The sequence below is a fragment of the Paenibacillus tritici genome, from assembly GCF_013204885.1.
In the GTDB taxonomy this organism is placed as follows: domain Bacteria; phylum Bacillota; class Bacilli; order Paenibacillales; family Paenibacillaceae; genus Paenibacillus_AQ; species Paenibacillus_AQ tritici.
In genome coordinates this window covers 40444-63440 of sequence record NZ_JABMKX010000008.1, presented here as the reverse complement: position 1 = coordinate 63440, position 22997 = coordinate 40444, and the positions used below count along the sequence as shown (strand labels likewise).

20 protein-coding genes and 1 riboswitch are annotated in these 22997 nt (G+C 54.8%); of the genes, 12 read left to right on the top strand and 8 right to left on the bottom strand.

Annotated elements, in window-relative coordinates; translation table 11 throughout:
- Window positions 1-268 precede the first annotated feature (268 nt).
- Together HQN87_RS15500 and HQN87_RS15495 are read right to left on the bottom strand one after the other, a co-directional pair.
- A complete protein-coding gene (locus tag HQN87_RS15500) occupies window positions 269-832 on the bottom strand; it encodes a PadR family transcriptional regulator (protein ID WP_173134984.1) in 564 nt (187 codons plus the stop codon).
- Between the two features lie 5 nt (window positions 833-837).
- A complete protein-coding gene (locus HQN87_RS15495; RefSeq protein WP_173134983.1) occupies window positions 838-2361 on the bottom strand; it encodes an MDR family MFS transporter in 1524 nt (507 codons plus the stop codon).
- Window positions 2362-2631: 270 nt separating this feature from the next.
- Here HQN87_RS15495 and HQN87_RS15490 point away from each other — a divergent pair, with 270 nt between their 5' ends.
- The 3 genes from HQN87_RS15490 to HQN87_RS15480 all read left to right on the top strand — a co-directional run bounded on the left by HQN87_RS15490 (window position 2632) and on the right by HQN87_RS15480 (window position 6040).
- Window positions 2632-2982, top strand: coding sequence for a metal-sensitive transcriptional regulator (locus HQN87_RS15490; protein WP_173134982.1), 351 nt, complete (start codon window positions 2632-2634; stop codon window positions 2980-2982).
- A gap of 269 nt (window positions 2983-3251) precedes the next feature.
- The gene (locus HQN87_RS15485) at window positions 3252-3452 is read left to right on the top strand and encodes a copper ion binding protein (RefSeq protein WP_173134969.1); all 201 of its coding nucleotides are present in this window, start codon (window positions 3252-3254) and stop codon (window positions 3450-3452) included.
- A 134-nt stretch (window positions 3453-3586) separates the two neighbouring features.
- Window positions 3587-6040: a heavy metal translocating P-type ATPase gene (locus tag HQN87_RS15480; RefSeq protein ID WP_173134966.1), complete on the top strand. Its 2454-nt coding sequence runs from the start codon at window positions 3587-3589 to the stop codon at window positions 6038-6040.
- 898 nt (window positions 6041-6938) lie between these two features.
- Here HQN87_RS15480 and HQN87_RS15475 read toward each other — a convergent pair.
- The gene (locus tag HQN87_RS15475; RefSeq protein ID WP_173134962.1) at window positions 6939-7889 is read right to left on the bottom strand and encodes a DMT family transporter; all 951 of its coding nucleotides are present in this window, start codon (window positions 7887-7889) and stop codon (window positions 6939-6941) included.
- A gap of 201 nt (window positions 7890-8090) precedes the next feature.
- On the opposite strand from HQN87_RS15475, the gene HQN87_RS15470 reads away from it, so the two are divergent.
- From HQN87_RS15470 to HQN87_RS15435, 8 genes are all read left to right on the top strand, one after another.
- Entirely contained in the window at window positions 8091-9434 is a 1344-nt protein-coding gene (locus HQN87_RS15470) for an aminotransferase-like domain-containing protein (RefSeq protein ID WP_173134958.1), read from the top strand.
- Between the two features lie 84 nt (window positions 9435-9518).
- Complete coding sequence (nfsA, locus tag HQN87_RS15465; RefSeq protein ID WP_173134955.1) at window positions 9519-10271, top strand: oxygen-insensitive NADPH nitroreductase; 753 nt, start codon at window positions 9519-9521, stop codon at window positions 10269-10271.
- Window positions 10272-10750: 479 nt separating this feature from the next.
- On the top strand, window positions 10751-12013 hold the full coding sequence (locus tag HQN87_RS15460) for an alpha/beta hydrolase family protein (protein ID WP_173134952.1): 1263 nt from the start codon (window positions 10751-10753) through the stop codon (window positions 12011-12013).
- A 92-nt stretch (window positions 12014-12105) separates the two neighbouring features.
- The gene (locus tag HQN87_RS15455) at window positions 12106-12693 is read left to right on the top strand and encodes a TetR/AcrR family transcriptional regulator (protein ID WP_173134949.1); all 588 of its coding nucleotides are present in this window, start codon (window positions 12106-12108) and stop codon (window positions 12691-12693) included.
- Between the two features lie 275 nt (window positions 12694-12968).
- Window positions 12969-13880 carry an ABC transporter ATP-binding protein gene (locus HQN87_RS15450; protein ID WP_173134946.1) on the top strand — a complete coding sequence of 304 codons (912 nt, stop codon included), beginning with the start codon at window positions 12969-12971 and terminating at the stop codon, window positions 13878-13880.
- An 8-nt stretch (window positions 13881-13888) separates the two neighbouring features.
- A complete protein-coding gene (locus HQN87_RS15445) occupies window positions 13889-14617 on the top strand; it encodes an ABC transporter permease (RefSeq protein WP_173135745.1) in 729 nt (242 codons plus the stop codon).
- Window positions 14618-14623: 6 nt separating this feature from the next.
- The gene (locus HQN87_RS15440) at window positions 14624-15778 is read left to right on the top strand and encodes a sensor histidine kinase (protein WP_173134943.1); all 1155 of its coding nucleotides are present in this window, start codon (window positions 14624-14626) and stop codon (window positions 15776-15778) included.
- Window positions 15775-16377 carry a response regulator transcription factor gene (locus HQN87_RS15435; RefSeq protein WP_173134940.1) on the top strand — a complete coding sequence of 201 codons (603 nt, stop codon included), beginning with the start codon at window positions 15775-15777 and terminating at the stop codon, window positions 16375-16377. Before HQN87_RS15440 ends, HQN87_RS15435 begins: the two co-directional genes overlap by 4 nt.
- 950 nt (window positions 16378-17327) lie before the next feature.
- Here the strand turns inward: HQN87_RS15435 and HQN87_RS15430 are convergent.
- The 5 genes from HQN87_RS15430 to HQN87_RS15410 all read right to left on the bottom strand — a co-directional run bounded on the left by HQN87_RS15430 (window position 17328) and on the right by HQN87_RS15410 (window position 22161).
- Window positions 17328-18164: an ABC transporter ATP-binding protein gene (locus HQN87_RS15430; protein ID WP_173134937.1), complete on the bottom strand. Its 837-nt coding sequence runs from the start codon at window positions 18162-18164 to the stop codon at window positions 17328-17330.
- Window positions 18165-18213: 49 nt separating this feature from the next.
- Entirely contained in the window at window positions 18214-18975 is a 762-nt protein-coding gene (locus tag HQN87_RS15425) for an ABC transporter permease (RefSeq protein ID WP_173134934.1), read from the bottom strand.
- The gene (locus HQN87_RS15420) at window positions 18972-19265 is read right to left on the bottom strand and encodes a thiamine-binding protein (protein WP_173134931.1); all 294 of its coding nucleotides are present in this window, start codon (window positions 19263-19265) and stop codon (window positions 18972-18974) included. The genes HQN87_RS15425 and HQN87_RS15420 overlap by 4 nt, the downstream gene beginning before the upstream one ends.
- Before the next feature lie 52 nt (window positions 19266-19317).
- Window positions 19318-20397, bottom strand: a complete 1080-nt coding sequence (locus HQN87_RS15415; RefSeq protein WP_173134928.1) for an ABC transporter substrate-binding protein — start codon at window positions 20395-20397, stop codon at window positions 19318-19320.
- A gap of 129 nt (window positions 20398-20526) precedes the next feature.
- A riboswitch (TPP riboswitch) is annotated at window positions 20527-20637 on the bottom strand.
- A 72-nt stretch (window positions 20638-20709) separates the two neighbouring features.
- On the bottom strand, window positions 20710-22161 hold the full coding sequence (locus tag HQN87_RS15410; protein ID WP_173134925.1) for a hypothetical protein: 1452 nt from the start codon (window positions 22159-22161) through the stop codon (window positions 20710-20712).
- A 278-nt stretch (window positions 22162-22439) separates the two neighbouring features.
- Between HQN87_RS15410 and HQN87_RS15405 the strand changes: the two genes are divergently transcribed.
- Complete coding sequence (locus HQN87_RS15405) at window positions 22440-22886, top strand: pyridoxamine 5'-phosphate oxidase family protein (protein ID WP_173134922.1); 447 nt, start codon at window positions 22440-22442, stop codon at window positions 22884-22886.
- Window positions 22887-22997: the final 111 nt, after the last annotated feature.

Sequence of the window (22997 nt, the reverse complement as noted above, 5' to 3'; positions counted from 1 at the left end):
CGATGATTCCCGAATCCTCTACCTGCGGTTTGCTCCCTTTTAAACAGAATGCGCCCTCCTTAAACAGCTTCAACGCTGGAAGCTGCGATACTGGGGCAACAAGCGGCAGGAACAAGCTGACCCAACAAACCAAGTAAACAAAAAGAAACAAACAAACAAATAAAGCCAACAAGCGAACCTAATTAAACGTACCAACAAAGGAAATAAACAAGTGGAGGACCGTCCCGGCCACCGGTAAAGGCTGCGGGACAATCCTCCTGAGGGAGGTTTATGGATCAATTATAGGGCTGCCCTTGTCACTCATCTTCCCGGCCACAACATCGTCATACAGGCGCTTCAGCCACTTCAGCTCTGTCAGGCAGTGCTCGTATCTGCCGTACATCAGATGCAGTGACGAGCGGGGGACAAGGGAGATATGCTCCTCATACACCTGATAGGCGAAGTTCACTTGATGCTCTGCCTCGCGGATGCGTTCCTCCAGCAGCTTCGCCACCTTCTCCTGATCAATATAACGGGATAAGGCCAAGGCCATGTATAGCGGATGATAGGGCGGATCACTTTTTTTAATCTGCTGCAAAATGAGCTGTTCCATTAATTCCTTGCCTTTATCGGTAATGCGGTAGATGGTCTTGTCAGGCCGGTCCGGGCTGCGGATGACCTCCACCGTCTCAATATGTCCACCCTCCGCCAGTTTATCTACAGCGTAGTAGAGTGAACCCATCTGCAGCTTGATGATTTGATCCATCGAGCGTTCCTTCATCACGAGAGTGATCTCGTAAGGATGCATATCGCGTTCCAGCAGCAGTCCCAGAATCAGCAGCTTCATGGACATAGACGTTACCTCTGCCCGGAAGCCGGCTGGTTGGCCTTCTTCGACGGGCTTATCAGACGGTCCTTAGGCATCATTAGAACAAAAACTACGGTAAGCACGGCAGGAACGATGGCCCACATGAAGGTTTGTGAGATCGAAGAAGATAATGAATTCGTGATTTTCTCCAGTATGGGCGGCGGAATCTGCGCTCTCGCTTCGGGAGTCAGCGCGGAACGCGGATCGCCGAAGGAAGAGGCCTGAGCGCCGTCTCCGAAGGCCGTGCTAAGCTCCGAGGTGAAGCTGTTGCGCTGGATAATGCCGAAGATCGTAATTCCCAGCGTCATCCCGAGTGAGCGCATGAAGGTGCTGGTTGAGGTGGCCGAACCGCGCTGGCGCATATCGAAATGGTGAATGGAAGACAAGCTGAGTACGGAGAAGGAGAAGCCGACTCCGAAGCCGGTCAGGGCCATGAATGCATTAAGCGATAAACGGGAAGTCTCAGGTGTCAGTGTGCTGAGCGAGTAGATTCCGGCCACGAAGCAGACTGCCGACAGCAGCATAATATTGCGGAAGCTCGTCTTCGTGGTCAGCAGGCCGCCGGACTGGCTGCCGATGACTGTACCGATCATCATCGGCATCAGGATCAGACCGGAGTTAGTGGCGGAGCCGCCGTATACCCCCTGGACGTATATTGGAATATACACCGTCGCTACGATAAACGCAGAGCCGTAGAATAATCCGAGTATACTGCTGGTCGCGAACAGGCGCTGGCGGAACATGTCGAACGAGATGACCGGCTCAGCTGCACGCTGCTCGATGAAGATGAAGGCAAGCAGGAGGACGGCGAAGGCGGCAAATAATCCGAGAATGGCCGCTGAATCCCAGGCATACTGGTTGCCGCCAAGCTCCAGGGCAAACATCAGGCAGATAATCCCTGCCACCAGAGTGAAGGCACCGCCCCAGTCAATGCGCTGCTTGGAATGAGAGATGGATTCCTTGTAGGAAGACATAATGAACACGAACGAGACAATACCGATCGGCAGGTTGATATAGAAAATCCAGTGCCAGCTCACATATTCAGTGATATAGGCGCCAAGCAGAGGACCGATCACGCTGGAAATTCCGAAGACTGCACCGAATAGTCCGGTGAGCTTGCCTCTTTTCTCAGGCGGGAAGATATCGAATACAATCGTGAAGGCAATCGGCATCAGGGCACCGCCGCCAATCCCTTGAATCGCCCGGTAAATACTGAGTTGGGTAATACTGGCCGCTGTCCCGCACAGGGCGGAGCCGATCAGGAACACGATAAGCCCGAAGATGAAAAACCGCTTGCGCCCGTACATATCGGACAATTTGCCGAAGATTGGGGTACCGGCCATAACCATGACCATATACGCAGAGGTAACCCAGACGATTTTGTCCAGTCCCCCCAGATCGGAGACAATCGTACCCATGGCCGAGGCTACAATGGTATTGTCCATCGCAGACATCAGGATGCCGAGCAGGAGTCCGGCGATGACGAGCTTGAGGTTGCTTTCTTTGGTGTGCATGTTGTAGCTCCTTTATATTTAGAATTCATGATGAGTCCTTATTATATTCAAATTTGAATAGGGTGGCAATCATTTTTTTGCAGGGATTGATTCGTACTTAACATCATAGAGGCAACACCTCTTCTACTTGGTATTCCTTATCGGCCAGTCCTTTATTCCTTCTCTATGGAGTGGACCGGGTGATGGATGGGAAATATAGAGGAGTATGCAATGATGTCTTGACATACCCATGGGGGGTATATTATATTGGTGTAGAGGAGGCTGATTCCTGTGTCGACAAAAGAGAAGGAACCTGCTGGACATGATTGCGGCGGTGATGATTGTCATTCTTCCGCTTCCGGTGTGCGCAAGAGCCATCATTCCCCGGAATTCAAGAATGGATTGACTACCCGGCTGAACCGGATTGAAGGGCAGATCCGCGGGGTTAAAGGTATGATTGAACGCGACACCTACTGCGATGATGTGCTGAATCAGCTTGCGGCGGTGCAGGCGGCTCTGAATAGTGTCGGCAGGCTGCTGCTTGAAGGCCATATGAAGAGCTGTATTATTGAACGGATCGAGGCCGGTGAGCATGAGGTGATCGACGAGCTGCTGGTTACAGTGAATAAGCTGATGAAATAAAGGTGGGGCCTGGAGATATGGAACTCTGAAAATATTGAATAGTTCAAGTTCTCCAGGCGTAGTGAGGTAGGAAGAAGGAAGAAACAAAGAAACAAACAAACATGAGTCTGATTGTACTTAGTGCAATAGAATCCGTGCTGATTTATCCGGCATCTGTTGTACAAATTACAATCAAGCACAGCCATCCCTTCCTCGCGTATCAATCTATATAGCTGTCGAATAGGAACACCAATTAAGCGTATACCAACAACAATTAGGAGGGTAATCAAATGTCGAATGTAACATTGAAGGTTGAAGGAATGTCTTGCGGTCATTGTGTAAGTTCTGTGGAGAAGGCTGTGAGTGGCGTGGGTGCAGCTGCGAAGGTAGATCTGCCGGCGAAGACGGTAGCAGTTGAATTTGACGAGAATACAGTAAGCCTGGATACCATCAAGGCCGCGATCGAAGATCAGGGCTACGATGTAGTGTAAGCACGGCTAAACTTAGCTAAGCTAGCTGTAATGCAAGGGCTTGGTGCCGGGAATCCTGGAGAAGGGGGACTGGCGCCAATGCCTTTTATTTTAAAGATAAACATACCCCTTAGGGGTATTAGGAGGTGCGTGAGATGGAAAAGAGTGCAGATTCTGCCCAGAAGCAGGCCACGCTGCAGATTACAGGAATGACCTGCTCTGCTTGTGCGACGCGGATAGAGAAGGGATTGTCCCGTATGGAGGGGGTATCCCGGGCGAATGTTAATCTGGCGCTGGAGCAGGCTACGGTCGGGTATGATCCGGCGGTTGCGGATATGCCGCAGATTGAAGAGAAGATCCGTTCTCTTGGCTACGATACGCTGAAGGAGTCGGCGGATTTCGATATTACCGGAATGACCTGTGCGGCTTGCTCGTCACGGATTGAAAAGGTGCTGGGACGGATGCCGGGGATTGCCGCTGTCAATGTGAACCTGGCGCTGGAGACCGCACATGTGGAGTACTCGCCGGGTAATATCAGTACTGCCGAGATTATGGATAAGGTGAGCAGCATCGGTTACAAGGCGGCCCTCAAGCAGGACCGCAAGGATATCGCCGGACAACGCAGAGAGGAGATTACGCGCAAGCGCAATAATTGGATGATCTCCGCCCTGCTGTCTTTGCCGCTGCTCTGGGCTATGGCTGGCCATTTCTCCTTCACTACCTGGATCTGGACGCCGGAGCTATTCATGAACCCCTGGTTCCAGCTGGTGCTGGCGACCCCGGTACAGTTCATAATCGGCTGGCAGTTCTATGTCGGCGCTTATAAGGCACTTAAGAACGGCAGCGCCAATATGGATGTGCTGGTGGTACTAGGCACCTCAGCCGCTTATTTCTACAGTCTGTACCTGACGGTGGATTCCTTGAGCATGAGTGGTATGCACCATACGGTGGAGCTGTACTTCGAGACCAGCGCGGTTCTGATTACATTGATCCTCGTAGGCAAGTGGTTCGAGGCGCTGGCCAAAGGGCGTTCATCGGATGCAATCCGCAGCCTGATGGGGCTTCAGGCCAAGACTGCGCTGGTGCTGCGTGACGGTGCGGAGCTGAACATCCCCGTAGAGGATGTAGTCATCGGAGACATCGTGCTGGTGAAGCCCGGCACGAAGGTTCCTGTAGACGGTGAAGTGGTAGAGGGACTGTCCTCAGTCGATGAATCCATGCTCACCGGTGAGAGCATCCCGGTGGAGAAGAAGCCGGGTGACTCCGTGATCGGAGCGACGCTGAACAAGAACGGCATGCTGCGGGTCAAAGCCCGCAAGGTCGGCCGTGATACGGCACTGGCACAGATCATTAGAGTAGTGGAAGAAGCCCAGGGCTCCAAGGCGCCGATTCAGCGGGTCGCCGATGTCATCTCCGGCATCTTCGTGCCGATTGTTGTCGGCATTGCCGCTGTAACCTTCGTGATCTGGTATCTCTGGGCGGCACCCGGACAGTTCGCCGAGGCCCTGGAGAAAGCTATCGCAGTGCTAGTTATTGCCTGTCCGTGTGCACTTGGGCTGGCAACCCCGACCTCTATTATGGCCGGGTCCGGCCGGGCCGCTGAGTTCGGTATCCTGTTCAAGGGTGGACATCATCTGGAGGCTGCACAGGGCGTCAAGGTAGTTGTAGTGGATAAGACGGGAACGGTGACCAACGGTAAGCCGGTGCTGACCGATATTATAGCGACTGCAGGAAATGAGACACAGGGCAGAGTGCTTGCTGAGAACCGTCTGCTGTCGATTACAGCGGCTGCGGAGAAGCTCTCGGAGCATCCGCTGGCAGATGCCATTGTGGCGGGTGCACAGGGCAGAGGCATTGATCTTCCGCCTGCCGAGCAGTTCGAGGCTGTGCCGGGCCGCGGCGTGTCGGCTGTCGTAGACGGCCGGAAGGTAAGCGTAGGCACGCGGCGGATGATGATAGAGAACGGGCTGGATATTGAAGCCTGGACCGGGATCATGACCCGGCTTGAGCATGAGGGCAAAACAGCGATGCTGATCTCTGTGGAGGATGCGGTAGCGGGAGTAGTGGCAGTGGCGGACACGATCAAGGAAACCTCGCGCGCAGCCGTAGCCAGATTGCAGGACATGGGCATCGAAGTCATAATGATTACCGGAGACAACAAAATTACGGCTCAGGCTATTGCGGAACAGGCGGGCATCCGCACGGTGCTGGCAGAGGTGCTGCCGGAGGGCAAGGCAGCCGAGATCCGCAGACTGCAGGAAGGCGGAGTCAAGGTCGCCATGGTCGGCGACGGCATCAACGATGCACCGGCACTGGCGACAGCAGATACGGGGATGGCTATCGGCACGGGTACGGATGTGGCGATGGAGGCGGCGGATATTACGCTGATGCGCGGCGACCTGATGAGTATCCCTGATGCCATTCTGATGAGCCGCAAAACCATGCGCAACATCAAGCAGAATCTGTTCTGGGCGCTTGCTTACAATACCATTGGAATCCCCATTGCTGCGCTGGGCTTCCTGGCCCCTTGGCTGGCCGGAGCCGCGATGGCCTTCAGCTCCGTATCTGTGGTGCTGAATGCGCTGCGGTTGCAGCGCGTTAAGCTGTAAGAATCATAAGACCTGCCGGGGCCGGGGTGTTTCCGGACGGAAGACGGGCAAACTAAAGAATCGCCGGGCGTAATTGCCGGCGGTTCTTTGAGTTATTTGAGGGAATAAGAAAGACTGGAGGAAAGTAGGGAGAGGGAAGAGGGGAGAGGAGAAGGTGAGAAAGTGAGAAAGTATGAAAGAAAATGAAAAGTAGAAAATTTAAAAATTAAGATGTTAGGAATAGTCAATTAGGCAAAAGGAGATCCACCCCAGTAGCCAACTATACGGGATCTAAGGGATAAATCCCATTGAATCCGCCGGAAGCAGGCGATGTGATGGAATGAGGGGGATAAATCTCTTTGATTCCGCCGGAAGCAGGCGATGTGATGAAATGAGAGGGATAAATCCCTCTGAATCCGCCGGAAGCAGGCGATGTGATGGAATGAGAGGGATAAATCCCTCTGAATCGGCCGGAAGCAGGCGATGTGATGGAATGAGAGGGATAAATCCCCTTGAATCTGCCGGAAGCAGGCGATGCGATGGAATGAGAGGGATAAATCCCATTGAATCCGCCGGAAGCAGGCGATGTGATGAAATGAGAGGGATAAATCCCCTTGAATCCGCCGGAAGCAGGCGATGCGATGGAAAGAGAGGGATAAATCCCATTGAATCTGCCGGAAGCAGGCGATGTGATGGAATGAGAGGGATAAATCCCTCTGAATCTCACCAAAAGCTGGCGATACGAAAAATGAAGAGCAAAGTGCACTTGAATGCTCCAGATGTTGGCCGAAGGAGGGACTGAGGAGCATGAATAGTTAGTGTTCCTGATTTCTTCAGGCGCTCCCCCGTAGGCAGCCGCCTAAGCCTAACAGTTGGCCTAGACTCCAGCCTGGTTCACCTGTTTGGGTGATTTCCCTCCTTATGTCAGCCTTGTACCCTGCTGGTTCCGCCCCTTGGTTCCTCCCTTATACCGCCCCAGCCAATTCGTACCGACTACCCCGGCGATGATCAGGAATGATCCGATCCAGTGATAGACCGTAATCTTTTCCTCCAGGAAAAGCGCGCCGGCCACCATGGATACGATGGTGGAGAGGTTGGTGAATACGCTCATGAGCGAGGCTTCGATTTTGGATAAAATATAGGTGGAGGTCAGCGTGGTGACCAGGGAGGCGATAACGCCCAGATAGACAGCCGACAGGATAAAGGCTCCGCTCTTCAGCGGGCTCAGAAAATCCCCGAGGGTGCCGCTGGCGGTATGCCCGGTGAGCGACAGGATCAGGAAGGTGGCGAAGCCGATTCCCATCATCAGGTAGCTAAGCTCAGCGGGACTGAAGTGGCTGGAGAGTGACCGGGCCAGCACGCTGTAGCCAGCGAAAGCCAGACAGGTCAGGAACAACAGCACAATCCCGGTCATATTGGACAGCTCAATGCGGCTCCCTTTCATGACGAAGATAAATACAACGCCAAATACCGACAGGAAAATACATAGCTTTTGCAGCAGAGTTGTCTTCTCCTTCAGGAATATAGAGGCGATAATCATCGTCACCACCGGAGTAAACGAATAGAGAATTCCACCCTCGGCTGAGGTTGCACGCTGAAGTCCAAATACCTGGAGGGTGAAAAAGCCCAGCGGGTACATGGCTGCCAGCAGCAGTGCCCGGCCGATCGGCTTGCCCCGGTAGGAGATTTTGACCCAGCCGAAGGCGACGGGAACCGACATGACGACAAAGGAGGCGGCGAAACGGTAAGTTAGAGTATCCAGCGGTCCGGCATGAACCAGAGCCACCTTGGTGAACAGGAATGAGAAGCCGATAATGAACGCATTAAGTACGGCGAAGCTGTAGGCCAGCTTAAGTCCTTGCTGCTGCATGGGTGCATCTCCTTTGGGTTAAGTGTTACTTTAAAATTAAAGGGAAATGACCGGTCCAACAATACCAGCTTTCTGCGACTGTACCGGTACAAATTGCTTATTCCAGTATCATGAGGGAAGAATAATAAGGTAACATGAACAACAGGATACGGAAATCACAGGGAAAGTGTAAGTGACAGTGACAGCGAACGGAGGCAGGCGATGAACAGGTATCACTGGGTAATCACCGAAATGGAGAAGCGGATGAAGGAAGGGCAATACCGCCCAGGGGATAAGCTGCCATCTGTGCGGAGTGCGGCGGAATTGTACGGCTGCAGTGTCAGCACTATTTTGCGGGCTTACGGGGAGCTGGAGAGAACACATACGATCTATTCTATTCCGCAGAGCGGCTATTATATGGTGGAGAAGGCGGAAGACCCGGGGGCTGCCGCGAGCGGCGGGAAGATCGACTTCGCTTCGGCTTCACCGGACCTGAACGTATTTCCTTATCTGGATTTTCAGCATTGCCTGAACAAAGCGATTGACCAGTACAAATACAACCTGTTCACCTATGGTGATTCTCTAGGGCTGGATACGCTGCGCCGCACCCTGGTGTCTCATTTGGCGGAGTATCAGGTGTTTACGGGGCAGGAGCGGATTCTGATTACCTCGGGGATTCAGCAGGCGCTGGAGATTCTGGCCAGGATGCCGTTCCCAAGCGGCAGGACAGAGATTCTAGTGGAACAGCCGGGTTATGACATTTATCAGCGGTATCTGGAGGCGGAGGGACTGTCTGTCAGCGGAATCGCACGGTCGGCGGCGGGGATTAACCTGGAGGAGCTGGAGGAGCGGTTCGCCAGCGGGAGATTCAAATTCTTTTACACTATGCCCAGGTATCATAATCCGCTCGGGACCTCCTACAACACAGAGCAGCGCAGAGCCATTGCCGGACTGGCGGCCAGATACGATGTCTATATTGCGGAAGATGATTACATGGCGGATCTGGGGATCGGCCGGCGTTATGACCCTATCTATGCGTATGATCAGACCTCACATGTCATCTATCTGAAAAGCTTCTCCAATATCATCTTCCCGGGCCTCCGGCTGGGTGCGGTTGTGGTGCCGGAGCCGCTGCTGGAGACCTTCCGCTCTTATAAGGGATACACGGATACCTCGCTGCTCTCGCAGGCTGCGCTTGAGGTATACATCAAGAATGGCATGTACGGGCATCACCGGCACAAGATAAAGGCCATGTACGCCAAAAGAATCCGGGCGGTATATGAGGCGCTCGGGCGGCATAATACGAAAGGCTTAGTAGAGCCTTCTGCGGACAGCTCCGGCACCTATATCCAGTTCAAGCTGCCGGTAACCGTGAATCTGGAACGTCTGGTCAAGCGGCTGGGCGGGCGGAAGATCAGTGTGGTGTCCGGCAACAGCTTTTATCTGCCCGCCTGGAAGTCCCGGGAGAAATTCATACGCATCAGTATTTCCCGCGCCGGAATGGATCAGATTGATGAGGGAATCCAGGCCGTTATCCAGGAGGTGGAGCGCGGGAGCGGGTGGTAGAGCAGTAGCAAATGCCTCCTGTTGTCTGAACCTTCGGATGAGATCATAATATGTCTATACACGAGTGAAGAGAGGCGATGGATTGTGAAACCTGTAAATGAAACCCTTGAACTATTGAACCGTCATACCTCTGTCCGTCAGTATCAGGACAAGCCAGTCAATGAGGAGCTGCTGGCGGCCATTATCGGAGCGGGCCAGATGGCTTCAACCTCCAGCACTGTCCAGGCCTACACAGTGATTGCCGTGACGGAGCCGGACCTGAAGGCGCAGTTGTCCAAGCTGTCCGGCAATCAGGCTTATATTGAGCAGTGTCCGGTGTTCCTGGTCTGGTGTGCCGATCTATACCGTCTGCGGGAAGCAGCGGCCCCTCATTTGCAAGGAACCCCATCCTATGAGGACACGACAGAGAACCTGATCGTAGCTACAGTCGATGTAGCGCTCGCCGCACAGAATGCAGCCGTCGCCGCTGAATCGCTGGGTCTTGGCATCGTATATATTGGCGGAATCCGCAACGAGATCGCTGATGTATCGGAGCTGCTGAACCTCCCTGAGCTGGTCTACCCTGTATTCGGCATGTGCCTCGGTTATCCGGCTGCTGTGAACGGCATCCGTCCGCGCCTGCCGCAGGCGGCGGTGCTGCATCATAACGGCTATCAGGCGGCAGCGGCGGTAGATCAGGCCAAGGTGTATGACGGTATCTCCAGAGACTATATGCGCCAGCGGACCGGCGGACAGAGCGAGATCTCCTGGTCTGAGATGATGGCCAAACGCCAGGCCCAGCCCTCGCGGATGCACATGAAGGAATTCCTGCTTAGCAAGGGATTCATGCAGAGGTAGGGAATAAGTAAGGCCTTCTCCGGAGTCTGTGGGAGAGGCCTTTTTTGATTGGAGGCGAGTGGACCAAATGTATGCGGAAAACCGAACACAATCGGTCTGGAGCGGGCGCGTGGACCAAATGTATGCGGAAAACCGAACACAATCGGATTGGAGCGGGCGAGTGGACCGAATGTATGCGGAAAACCGAATACAATCGGTCTGGAGCGGGCGAGTGGGCCGAATGTATGCGGAAAACCGAATACATTCGGTCTGGTGCGGGCGAGTGGGCCAAATGTACGTGAAAAAATATTGCTTAACGAGAAATTTTACGTGTTGCGCAAAATTTTAGATCGTGCTAAAATCTGGTCAGAGGTTGGATTTCGCTGGACGCCAACACCCGGGCCCGGAATCGCGCCGTAGCCTAATTCCCTCTTCCGCTCCGCGGCTGTTTCTGCTGTGGATGATCTTGAAATGATAGATTGGAGAAGGAGGAGAATGGTATGGTACAGGTAGATGGGCAAGAGACAAAGGTGGCTGCACGTTTGACGCACAAGGTATTCTTCGAACGCGATGATATTGACTTCACGTTCCAGTGGCTGCTGTCGTTCGCACACTGCGGCGGCGTGGCACAGGGGGAATTATTCAAGCTGGCGCGGCAGATCGACCCGAACTCTATCACCAGCTGGAAGAATGAATTCGAGCAGGAAGCGGTCAAGGTGGAGGCAACCGCAGAACGAAGTCTGAAGAAGGGCCATCTAATCAGCGCGAGCGAGGCCTTCATCCGTGCCCACTCATACTACAGGGCAGCCTTCTACGGGGCTTTCCCGGATGAACCTGATTTCGCGCGGTATCACGGCAAAAGTGTGGAATGCTTCCGCAAGGCGCTTGATGCGAAGTCTGAGCAGATTCCCCATGAGTGGGTCGAGGTGGAATACAAGGGGTACAAGTTCCCGGGCTGCTTCCTGAAGGCGGAACACGGTAATGCGCCTAAGCCAACGATTATTTTCCATAACGGCGGGGAAACGCACAAGGAAGATACCTATTTTCTCGGAGGGCAAGCGGCTATTGACCGGGGATATAACGCGCTGATCGTAGACCTTCCTTATGATGTATGTGTCAGATTCTATGAGCCGGAGGCGACAGCCCGGAACTTCCCGCGCGAGGAGCTGCATAATGTCTACAGAGCCACCACGGATTTTGTTCTGGCCCGTCCGGATGTGGACCCTGAGCGGCTGGTGGTCAGCGGCATGAGCTATGGCGGGGCCAAGACGATGGTGCATGCCAGCTGTGACGACCGCTTCGCAGCGGCAGTGCCCAACTCACCGGTGTACTCCATGGCGTCCTTCATTGAACGCGGCATGCCTTCGTTTCTCCGGGGCAGTGCAGAAGAAGCAGCGGAGCATACTAAGAAAATGCCATACACCGGCCAGGTCCTGTTCGCCGGATCGGCTTGGTCGCACGGCTTCGACAGTATTGCCGAGTGGTATCATGTAGCCAGGGAAGCCATCGAAGTGGACCCGAAGGACGTCAAATGTCCCCTGCTCTCCATGTATTCTGAAGCGGAGCATCCTGAGATGCAGCGGCAGGCGAGAGACACTTACGAGAAGGCTCCGAACAAGAAGAACGCGATCTTCAAGGGGACGGAAGAGGATGGTGCCGACCTGCATTGCCAGCTGAACAATTTGCCGCTCAGCTACCAGGTGATGTTTGACTGGCTGGACGAGGTTTTGGATTATAACATACAGCTACAGACGGCGCAGTAAACGATTCCGCAGGATGATATCGGATCTGTGGTGCTGTCCTTTCAGCACCGCAGATCTTTGACTACATATAAGGATTGGAGCAATAGAGTGCCATGATGACTGAGAAACCGGGCTTGAGAGAACGCAAGAAAGAAGAAACCAGGCGGACGCTAAGCGATGTAGCATGTAGTCTAGCCATGGAGAGAGGGGCCAGTCAGGTCCGGGTGGAGGATATTGCCGCAGCCGCCAATGTCTCCATGCGGACATTCAATAATTATTTTGCCTCCAAAGAGGCCGCAATGGTTGGCAATGCGTATCAACGTTCCGAGCGGATAGCGGCTGCCCTTGCCGGCCGTCCTTCAGGTGAACCGCTTCAGGACTCGATCCGCGCCGCTGTGATTGATGGATTCGCTGAGACTACAGACCGGCAGTGGTATGCACGCATCGTCCTCCTCCGCGATGATCCGGCATTATTCGGTGCGACGCGCAAGGTGGAGATCGAGATTGAGCAGGAGCTCGCCAAGGTGATCGCGGAACGTACACATAAGGATTTGAAGCTTGATCTTTACCCGACCTTGTTGGCCTCGCTGCTCATGGCAGCGATACGCGCAGCGGTCTTCCATTGGGTAAGTGCACCTCCCGGGGGACAGACACTGCAGGATACGCTGGATCAGGCAATTCAGCGGTTGAGGTTTGAGTAATATGCACACGGAGGCGCTCCTGCTACGATAACGGAATCGTGGACAGGAGCGCCTTGTTTAATTATAAGAATTTATATGTTTCACATGATACATTAGCCTTCTATTTCTCGCTGAAACGAATGCCGTCCTTTAAAAGAACGGCAAAGCCGTTTCCACTTGTTGCCGGGTGACAGTTGTCACTTTGAATCAATGACAGTCCATACTGATGTTCCTCTCCGGTCTCCGGTACTATAGCCATATAGCCAAGAGGGCAGAAGGACACGGAGGGATACACGATGGAACATGTCATTGAAATGAAGAATGTCAGCCGCAGCTTCCAGGAGAAGCAAGCAGTGAAGCAGGTGAGCTTCAGCATTAGCCGCGGCTCGATCACAGCGGTGCTTGGCCCTAACGGAGCAGGCAAAACTACCACCTTGGCAATGCTGCTGGGGTTGCTTGAGCCCTCGGAGGGAAGCGTGAAGGTCTTCGGTCTTCCGCCGACCGACGTCAAGGTGAAGCAGCGGACCGGAGCCATGCTCCAGGAGGTCAGCGTCATGGACCGGCTGAAGGTCCGGGAGATTCTGGCCCTGATCCGCAGCTATTATCCGCAGCCCATGGAGATGGAGGTGCTGCTTCAGGCGACGGGGCTGGGGGCGGCGGATCTGAACCGCTATGCGGAGAAGCTCTCCGGCGGGCAAAAGCGCAGTCTCAGCTTCGCGCTGGCGCTGGCGGGCAACCCGGATCTCCTGTTTTTTGACGAGCCGACGGTGGGGTTGGATACGACAGCGCGGCGGCATTTCTGGGAGAGGGTGCGGGGACTGGCCGATCAGGGCAAGACGATTCTGTTCAGCACCCATTATCTTCAGGAGGCGGAGGATATCGCGGACCGGATTCTGCTGTTCAACCGGGGAGTGCTGGCGGCGGACGGAAGCCCGGACGAGATTAAGGCTAGACTGGTTAAGAAATCGCTGTCCTTCCTGGCGTCCGGTGACCCGGCGCTGCTGCGCAGTCAATTGCTGGAGTTGCCAGCCGTGGAAGGCTGCTACGAGAAGGATGGACGGCTGCATGTGACGACAGGGAATACGGATGAGGCACTGCGGGCTATTTTCGTGAACGGGCTGGCCGTGCAGGATGTACGGATCGACCAGGGGAAGCTGGATGAAGCGTTCGAGCAATTGACCCTGAATCCAGAGGAGGCGGCAGTGTGAGGAAACCTATGATGGCCCAGTGCAAGGCAGAGCTGCTGCGGATTATCCGCAATCCCTATTATGTATTCTGGTCGCTGCTCATGCCGATTATGTTCTACTTCATCTTCACTCGGGTGGTGAATACGGGGACGGACAATATGAAGCAGTGGCAGGCGCATTATCTGATGTCGATGGCGGCCTTCAGCGTGATGGGCTCGTCCATTATGACCCTCGGCATCCGGCTGGTGCAGGAGCAGACCCAGGGCTGGAATACGTTTATCCGGATTACCCCGCTGCCGTCTTCGGTTTATTTTCTCGGCAAAATGTTCGGTCAGAGCGTGATGCATCTGTTCTCGATTCTGTGTATTTTCTCAGCAGGCTATCTGATCAACGGCGTATCGCTCAGCGCGGCTGAATGGCTGTTCAGCGGATTGTGGCTGCTCGCCGGTTCTGTGCCTTTTCTGGCACTGGGTACGATTATTGGCTCGATGAAGCGGGTGGATACGGCAAGCGGGGTGAGCAATGTGCTCTATATGGGGCTGGCGGTGGCTGGAGGGATGTGGATGCCCCTGGATATTATGCCTGCACTCATGCAGAAGATTGGCCGCTGGCTGCCTTCCTACAATTACGGGGATGGAGCTTGGGCCATTGTGAATGGAGGGTCCCCGCAGTGGAGGGCGGTGGTGGTGCTGCTCGGTTACCTGACTGTATTTATGATATTATCGGTCTATATCCGAAAAAAACAGGAAGCGGTGTAATGTACAATGGCACGTAAGCAGTTCCGGTTCTTTCCGCAAAGATTCGGCTTCTTCCCCTATATCTGGCTGATCTATCTGGTGTTTCCGGTCCTTAACCTTAAGGGGTATAGCGGGTTCAAGCTGATGGCGGGTTATGCGCTGGTCCTGCTGTTTCTGGTGACTTACCGTCAGCTCTACTGGCAGGAGGGCAAAGCCTTCTCCGCTTGGCTGGGTCTGCAAATACTGATCATCGTAGTGCTGTTTATCCTGTACAGTCCCTACAATTTGTATATGGGCTTCTTCACCAGCAACTTTATCGGATGGTATGCCGATTCACGCCGGTTTTGGCGGGCCTTGACGGTGTTTGCGGGGGTGCTGATCGCATTGATCCTGCTGTCTTTGGCCCATATTCAGGGCACAGAGATCCTGTTCCTGCTGCCTTTTATCATGATGATGCTGGTCACTCCCTTCGGTATCCGCTCGATGAACCGCCGGCGTCTGCTGGAGCGGGAGCTGGACCAGGCCAATGAGGTAATCAGGCAGATGGTCAAACGCGAGGAACGGATGCGCATCGCCCGGGATCTGCATGACACCATGGGTCATACCCTCTCGCTGATTACGCTAAAAAGCCAGCTGGTAGAGAAGCTGGTCGTCAAGAATCCCGAACGGGCGCAGGCCGAAGCCAGAGAGATTGAGCGGACCTCACGGGCGGCGCTGCGCCAGGTGCGGGAGCTGGTGTCGGAGATGCGCGCAGTCTCCGTCGCTGAAGAGCTGGCAGAAGCAGCGGAGATGCTGCGCAGTGCGGAGATTGCGCTGGAGGTAGACGGGGATGCGGCACTGCCGGGTGTATCTGATCTGACGCAGAATATTCTTAGCCTCTGCATTAAGGAGGCTATCACGAATATTGTGAAGCACAGCGGCGCGGACCGGTGCCGGATTGGCATCGGAATGACAGCCGGAGAGGTACGGATCACGGTGGAGGATAACGGAGTGGGACTCGGGCAGGACCGGGGGGCGGAGGAAGCGGAGCGGCAAGGCGGCAACGGCATGAAGGGGATGGCCGAGCGGCTGTCGCTGATTGACGGTTCACTTACGCTTGCCTCCGGGGCCGGCGGGGGAACGCTGCTGACTGTGGTCACACCTAGAGTAGTTAAGGATGGGAAGGATGGGGAAACGGGATGATCAGCATCATAATTGCCGAAGATCAGCGGCTGCTGCGCGGCGCAATGGCATCGCTGCTCGATCTGGAGGATGATATTGAGGTGGCAGGTGAAGCCGGGGACGGGGCAGAGGCACTGGCCTTGATCGAACGTCTTCAGCCGGATGTGTGTCTGATGGATATTGAGATGCCGCTGATGAGCGGCCTTGAGGTGGCGGAGATTCTGAAATCGCGGGGCTGCGCCACCAAGATTATTATCCTGACCACCTTCGCCCGCCCCGGCTACTTCGAGCGCGGGGTGAAGGCCGGAATTCAGGGGTATCTGCTGAAGGATGAGCCGGTGGATAAGCTGGCGGATGCTATCCGCCGCGTGATGGCCGGTGGGCGGGAGGTATCGCCCGAGCTGGTGTTCGGCAGCCTGCGGGAAGAGAACCCGCTGACGGACCGGGAGCGGGAGATTCTGAAGCTTGCCGCAGCGGGCCGTAGCGCCGGTGAGATCGCCTCGGCGCTCCACCTCTCCTATGGCACCGTCCGCAACTACATCTCCGAGATTCTCGGCAAGCTGCAGGTCGGAAGCCGGATCGAAGCCGTGCGGCTGGCGGAGGAGAAGGGCTGGATGTAGGGTGGGGGAAGTGAAGGTAAGCGAAGGTAAGTAGAGTGAGTGCAGGCAAGTGTAGGTAGTGCTGGTAGTGCAGTGAGAGTAGTGAATGCAGTGAGTGCTGATCAGTGCTGGTAGTGCAAGTGAGAGTAGTGGGTGTAAGTAAGTGCGGTAAGTCTGTGAGTGGAGGTAAGTGCAGGTAAGTGCAGGTAAGTGCTGTGAGTGGAGGTAAGTGTAGTGAGCGCAAGTGTAGGTGAGTGTACTAGGTGCGGGATGGATATGTGGATGACGGATGGGTGGATGTGCGGATGTGTAAGGTGCGGGGAATAAGGGGTTCCAGTACACACGGTATACTTAATTGCACTCCATACAACTAAATCGTCTGATGGATCACTAATGATCCCTATAGCTGCATTTCGTACAACTAAATTGCTATTTATAGCCTGATATTACTCATTCGGGCAGATTTAGTTGTACAGACTACAGTTATAGGAGGCGAGCGATCCTTTTTACTGTTTTTAAATGCACAGAATACAACTACACGGACGAAGTGGTTCGCAACTTACATTACACGACCTGAGTTGTTCTAGCCCATTGTATTTACTACAATAGATGCTCCCCAAATCCGCCGCAAATTTGAATCTAATGCACTTCGTACAGCAGAAATCTGCGAAGAAGGCTTTTTGGGGCCCAAGAACAGAAATCTGCTGTACGAAATACAGCAGAATTGAATATGGCCGGGAGTATTACGGATTCTATTGTAGTAAATACAATCAGTTAGAAAAAGGTTGCTGCAAAAGCGCAGCAGAGGCAGCACGGCAATAAGCGCGGCGGAGGCAGCACGGCAATGAGCGCAGCAGAGGCAGCACGGCAATAAGCGCGGCGGAGGCAGCGCGGCATTGAGTGCAGCAGAGGCAGCACAGCAAAAGCGCAGCAGCGGCAGCACGCAACGAGCCCAGCAGGCGAAGAGCCTGCTAACTCAGGCTCTTCGCCTGCTCCTCGCGCATCCACAGCGAGAGCTGGCGCTTGAGCTGGAGGAACTCGGGCGCGTCGGTAATCTCATCGCGGCGCGGACGCGGGAAGGGCACCTCCACGGTGTGGAGGACGGAGCCGGGACGTCCGGAGAAGACGTAGATGCGGCTGGAGAGCAGCAGCGCTTCTTCGATGTTGTGGGTGATGAACAGCACGGAGCGGCGGTTCTCCTCCCACAGCTCCAGCAGCCAGCGCTGCATCTGCTCGCGGGTCAGCGCGTCGAGTGCGCTGAACGGCTCATCGAGCAGCATCAGCTCCTGCGGCGCGAGCATGGCCCGCAGGAAGGCGGCCCGCTGCTGCATGCCGCCGGACAGCATGTGCGGGTAAGCGCGCTCGAAGCCGCCCAGGCCGACCTTCGCCAGCCAGTGGCGCGCGGCTTCGCGGGCTTCCTGCAGCGGGGCGCCTTGCAGCTCGGCGCCGAGCACGACATTGTCCAGGGTGCTGCGCCACGGGAATAGCGCGGGCTGCTGCGGCATGTAGCTGATCTTGCCGCGCTGCCCGGTAACCGGGAGGCCGTTCATGCTGACGGTTCCGCTATCCGGCAGCGTCAGGCCGCCGATGATGTGGAACAGGGTGCTTTTGCCACAGCCTGAAGGACCGACAATGGAGACGAATTCCTGCGGCTCTACCGTCAGGGATACCTTCTCCAGCACTTGCGTCTCCCGGCGGCGGTGTGTGAATGATTTGGAGATGCCGCTGACTTCCAGCGCGGGCGGCGTACTCCGGATCTCCCCAAGGCTGCTGCCGGGACCGTCCGTCTTCGGGTGTTGGGTATTCATGAGATGAGACACTTCGGTCAGCTCCTTCTATATATTGTTATCGACTGCGTTAAATCTCTTTGCGCGGCTTCCAGCGCACGAGCCATTTCTCCAGCACGGCAATGAGGGCGAACAGCACCAGACTCAGGAGAACGATGATGACGATGGCTACGAACATCCGGTCCGTACGGTAGGATGCCTTTTGCAGCAGCATATAGTAGCCGATGCCTTTGTCCGCGCCGATCCACTCGGCAACTACCGCGCCCATAACAGCATAGGTGGCGGAGATTTTGAGGCCTGAGAACAGGGAGGGCAGTGAGCCGGGAAGCTCCAGCTTGGTGAAGATCTGCCACTTGCCGGCCCCGGCCATCTTCATATAATTCATCATGACCCGGTCGCTTTGGGCGAGTCCGCCCATGGCGGCAACGGCTACGGGGAAGAAGCAGACGAGGGTGATCAGGATGATTTTGGGCAGGAGGCCGAAGCCGAACCAGATAATCAGCAGCGGACCAAGGGCGATGGAGGGCACATTCTGACTGAGGATCAGCAGCGGATAGATCGCTCTTCGGAGCCAGGGCAGCAGATGCAGCAGCAGGGCGGTAAGCAGGCCGATGCCGGTGCCGACCGGGAAGCCGATCAGGGTCAGCCGCAGCGTGGCAGCCGTGTGCGCCCAGATTCCCGAGGCGTTGCCCTGCGATTCACGCGCGATATCCGAGGGGCTTGGCAGCTGCCAGGCCGGGATATGGAACACCGATACAGCCACTTGCCATGCGCCCAGAAAAAAGATGACCGCCACAAGGGGCGGCCAGATTTGTCTCCAGGTGCTTCTCACGGCCGGTATTTCTCCGTCAGCTTGTCCATGCTGATGCCGCCCGGGTTATGGGCGATCTTGATCTGGGAGATCACACTCGGGCTGCCGGAGGCGACCAGCGCCTCATGCATCTGACGCACAATATCCAGCAGTTCGGACAGCTCGCCTTCCATGGTGGTCTCCAGCGGATTCACCTGATGCTTGACCCCCGACTTCTGAATAACCTCAATCGCAGTGTCCACGTAAGGGATCGAATCCTCATTGTTTGGAGTCTTGGGAATTACCTGAATGCTAAGCAGTGTATTAGCCATTATTATTCATTCCTCTCATGTGAGTTAGTGTCAGTACTATTCCACTCGGTGTTTACTGGCCTTCCGGCAAAAATTCATTCGTAAACGTACTTTCCGCATCCAGCGGCTTATCCAGCAGCTTCAGGCCGTACATCCAGTCGGCATAATTCTTCCAGATATCAAGCTTCTGCTCTCCCCAGCGGGCGGCATCGTCTTTATATTTCGGGCTGAGCCATTTCTGGCTGGCCAGCACCAGCTTGGGGTCCAGCTCCGGTACAGCATCGGACAAGACCGTAGCTGCTTCTTCCGGGTTGTCGATGGCATACTGATATCCTTTGGTCGTAGCCTTAAGGAAGGCCTTCACCACTTCAGGGTGTTCAGCGATTTCCTTCTCACTGGTGGTCAGAACCGGGGTGTAGTAATCCAGCTGCGGCGCGTAATCCTTCAGATACAGCATATCCAGCGGCTCGCCGCGCAGCTCGGCCTCCACTCCGGTCCAGGCGTAGAAGATCCAGGCGAAGTCGATATCCCGTTTCACCGCCGTGAAGAAGTCGGCTTCGCCGATATTCACCAGCTTCACCTTGGAGACGTCCCCGCCTTCGGGGTCCATGATGGCTTTCATGGCCGCCTGCTCCGCAGGAGAGCCCCAGCCTCCGTAGGTTTTGCCTTCAAAGTCCTTCGGTGTCTTAATATTGCGGTCCTTCGGAGCGGCGAAGCCCGAGGTATTATGCTGAATGATAGCAGCGATAGACACGAGCGGCACATCCTGCAGACGGGCCAGAGTGAGCGCCTCCTGGGCGCTGATGCCAAACTGGGCTTCCCCGGAAGTGACCATGGTGTCAGACCCGGCAGCGCCAGGCTGTACAATCTCAACGTCAAGGCCCTCCTCGGCGTAATATCCCAGCTCCCTCGCGGCATACAATCCGGTATGATTCGTGTTCGGCGTCCAGTCCAGGGCAATCTTGACCGGGATCAGCTCCTCTGGGGCATCGGTCGCACCGGCAGCGGTTGCTTCAGGGGCAGCGGTGCTGTTCCCGGCGGCAGGCGCACTGGCACCGGCGTTTCCTGTGTTGCTGTTTCCGCCACCGCATCCGGCTAACGCGATAACCAGCATGGAGCTTAGCAGCAGTGTACCTGTTTTTGTGACTCCCATCTCTCTCTTCTCTCTCCTTCCAGCAATCCCTATTCTTCCAACTTTCAAGTTAGACCATACCAAAAAAGCGCCCCGAAGATCGGGACGCCAGTTACTTGCGTGAGGGGATCAACTTCTGGGCCATGATGGCACAGTGCTGATTGAGATTCCTACGCTGGCATTATCCAGATCAGGTATAAGGGTCAGTATCTTATGGGATACAATCTCAGCCGGCCAATTCCAGCACCCCTGGTTCTATGAAGTTCACGGGTATTGCTATGTTCTTACGGTGTATTATAGACGGCGGCTTCGCGGTTGTCCAGAGCCGTCTGTTCAATCCTTATCATAGTACCGCCTTTTGCGGCGGCTGCGGATTCCATTCCGCGCCTCCCGCAGCGTTAAGCCGAGACTGACCGCGATCCCCGAGAAGGTCAGGAACAGAGCCAGATATTCGAACAAGGAGTACTCCAGCATTTTGCTCCAGTCGATGTTCCCTTTCAGATCCTCAATGACCTGGTTCATGCCGTAAATCCCGCTGATTACCGTAAATACAGTCAGGACCATCAGCAGGGTATCCCGGCGTTTGGCCTGGAATTTGTCCTGATACTGAAACAGATCATTCAGGGTCATCTTCACTTCATCGAACAGGGCATCATTGCCGTAGACCTTGCGCAGCTGGAAAAAAATCTCCCGCCCCTGTGACTGCGAGATCAGCTCCAGAAAATAGAATTTGGCGGAAAATTTATTGATCAGAAAGATCAGATTCTCGATCTGGTCGTAATCGTGGTTGATACGCAGACGGGAATGCAGATTGGCGAGCTTCAGCAGCACGATTTTATGAAAAATACTCAGCAGCAGTCCATAATAATACTCTCCGTACATCTGGTTGACCAGCTCCGTGGCAATATCGGGCTTCGCCCGGCTCAGGCAGCAGAAGGTCTGCTCGTTCGTCATATAATAGGTGTCCGGCCCCCAGCGGCTATAGCAATGCTCCCGGGTGTACTGCTCGATATACTCAGGATCACTCGCACTTGTAAAAGGCTTACCGTCTATAGTCAGCCCATCCAGCTGGGAGGCGCGGTAGCGCAGCTCTACACTTATCTCATCCAGCTCTTCCTCACGGTTGAAGCCATAGAAGGCCTGCACCAGCATCCGTTCATCCACGAAAAAAGGCAGGGTCTCGAAATAAGCACCATCAATCTCCGCAGGGTCGAGAAACGGCTCCAGACCGGAGACGAGATTCTTGAACACGAAATCCTCCACCCGGCCGAAGGACTTCTCCTGGCAATGGATAAAGGCATGTTTATCCTGATAACACACATCCTCCAGTGTTCGGAACCGGTCGGCGAATTCCAGCACAGTGCTGAAGGGAAGGTTTTTCTCCTCGATAGCCACTCTTATGGTCAGAAAGCCCAGCTCAAACGGACAGAGGAACACATCGGTGGACAGAATCCGGAAATTCACAGACTCGAAGAGCATTTCCAGCCGGCACGGCAGATCGTTTACCCGGGAAAAGCGGCGGAAGGAATCGCTGTCCTTCTCACGCGGAAACAGCACATGAGCGGCAAACGGCAGATAGCTGCGCTCCATTTTCTCATGGGACACGCAGTAGCCTTCTCCGTAATAGGCATTCTCCAGTTCCTTGTTGTCGAGAAAAAAACGCGTGAACCCCTCCCTCTGCAGACTTGCGATCAGCTCTTTATCCTGTCCGGGCTTGATGGAGAAGGGGAAGATAAATTGCAGCAACGCTGTATGCAGAGTGGGTTCGGAATGCAGTTCAACCATGTGGGGGTTCCGTCCTTATTCGCAGAATATGGATCTTGTTAGCTATATTACCCGATTCTCCAGGCGGTCACACTTAACAGGAATAACAGGGCGGCAAAAGCGGCCAATAGCCCCGAGGTCTGGGCAGCTCCTTATAGGTGAATTTATGAACAGGTTCCGGGATTCAGAACGAACCGGACGGGTACACTATATTAGGCACAGGTTAATCATAATTCCAAACTGCGGATGTGAATATATAAACTTATATTCACATGAATTTGAAAGGAGATTAGACGTCAATGGATAACAAAGAGCTGGAGAAGAAGATCATGCAGGCGCTGGATGACAACAAGTTCGGGTCCTTCGGGACGGTTGAAGCGGGCAATAAACCTAAGGTGCGCTATATGGCGGTATTTCATGACGGACTTTCCATTTATCTCGCTACCAATCGTAAGACCCATAAGGTAGAGGAGCTGAAGGATAATCCTAATGCTTGTCTGCTGCTGGGCTACGAGCAGGGCGGCGGCAAGGATGTGCTGGAGATTGAAGCTACAGTGGACGTGACCAAGGATGAGGGCCTGCGTGCCAAGGTATGGAATGAGTCGCTGGAGAAGTGGTTCAAGGGACCGGATGATCCCGATTATGTAATCCTTGAGCTGTCCCCGTCACGGATCGAATATATGGGCAAGAACCAGGAGCATGGCGTATGGCAGGCTTCGGCCTCAGCCGCTTCCTCCGGCAAGTAACAGCGGAAATAAACGGTTCGATGACTATAGCCGGCAGAGCTTACATGTGGGCCTCCCCTGAGCCTTCTCGGTTCAGGAGAGGCTCTTTCTGCTGCTTACCCAGATGATCGC

Coding starts and splice junctions, on each gene's coding strand:
- HQN87_RS15440 (WP_173134943.1), top strand. CDS start 14,624: ATGGCACGTAAGCAGTTCCGGTTCTTTCCGCAAAGATTCGGCTTCTTC.
- HQN87_RS15410 (WP_173134925.1), bottom strand. CDS start 22,161: ATGGTTGAACTGCATTCCGAACCCACTCTGCATACAGCGTTGCTGCAA.
- HQN87_RS15450 (WP_173134946.1), top strand. CDS start 12,969: ATGGAACATGTCATTGAAATGAAGAATGTCAGCCGCAGCTTCCAGGAG.
- HQN87_RS15430 (WP_173134937.1), bottom strand. CDS start 18,164: ATGAATACCCAACACCCGAAGACGGACGGTCCCGGCAGCAGCCTTGGG.
- HQN87_RS15455 (WP_173134949.1), top strand. CDS start 12,106: ATGATGACTGAGAAACCGGGCTTGAGAGAACGCAAGAAAGAAGAAACC.
- HQN87_RS15495 (WP_173134983.1), bottom strand. CDS start 2,361: ATGCACACCAAAGAAAGCAACCTCAAGCTCGTCATCGCCGGACTCCTG.
- HQN87_RS15460 (WP_173134952.1), top strand. CDS start 10,751: ATGGTACAGGTAGATGGGCAAGAGACAAAGGTGGCTGCACGTTTGACG.
- HQN87_RS15445 (WP_173135745.1), top strand. CDS start 13,889: ATGATGGCCCAGTGCAAGGCAGAGCTGCTGCGGATTATCCGCAATCCC.
- HQN87_RS15500 (WP_173134984.1), bottom strand. CDS start 832: ATGTCCATGAAGCTGCTGATTCTGGGACTGCTGCTGGAACGCGATATG.
- HQN87_RS15480 (WP_173134966.1), top strand. CDS start 3,587: ATGGAAAAGAGTGCAGATTCTGCCCAGAAGCAGGCCACGCTGCAGATT.
- HQN87_RS15435 (WP_173134940.1), top strand. CDS start 15,775: ATGATCAGCATCATAATTGCCGAAGATCAGCGGCTGCTGCGCGGCGCA.
- HQN87_RS15470 (WP_173134958.1), top strand. CDS start 8,091: ATGAACAGGTATCACTGGGTAATCACCGAAATGGAGAAGCGGATGAAG.
- HQN87_RS15485 (WP_173134969.1), top strand. CDS start 3,252: ATGTCGAATGTAACATTGAAGGTTGAAGGAATGTCTTGCGGTCATTGT.
- HQN87_RS15415 (WP_173134928.1), bottom strand. CDS start 20,397: ATGGGAGTCACAAAAACAGGTACACTGCTGCTAAGCTCCATGCTGGTT.
- HQN87_RS15475 (WP_173134962.1), bottom strand. CDS start 7,889: ATGCAGCAGCAAGGACTTAAGCTGGCCTACAGCTTCGCCGTACTTAAT.
- HQN87_RS15420 (WP_173134931.1), bottom strand. CDS start 19,265: ATGGCTAATACACTGCTTAGCATTCAGGTAATTCCCAAGACTCCAAAC.
- HQN87_RS15405 (WP_173134922.1), top strand. CDS start 22,440: ATGGATAACAAAGAGCTGGAGAAGAAGATCATGCAGGCGCTGGATGAC.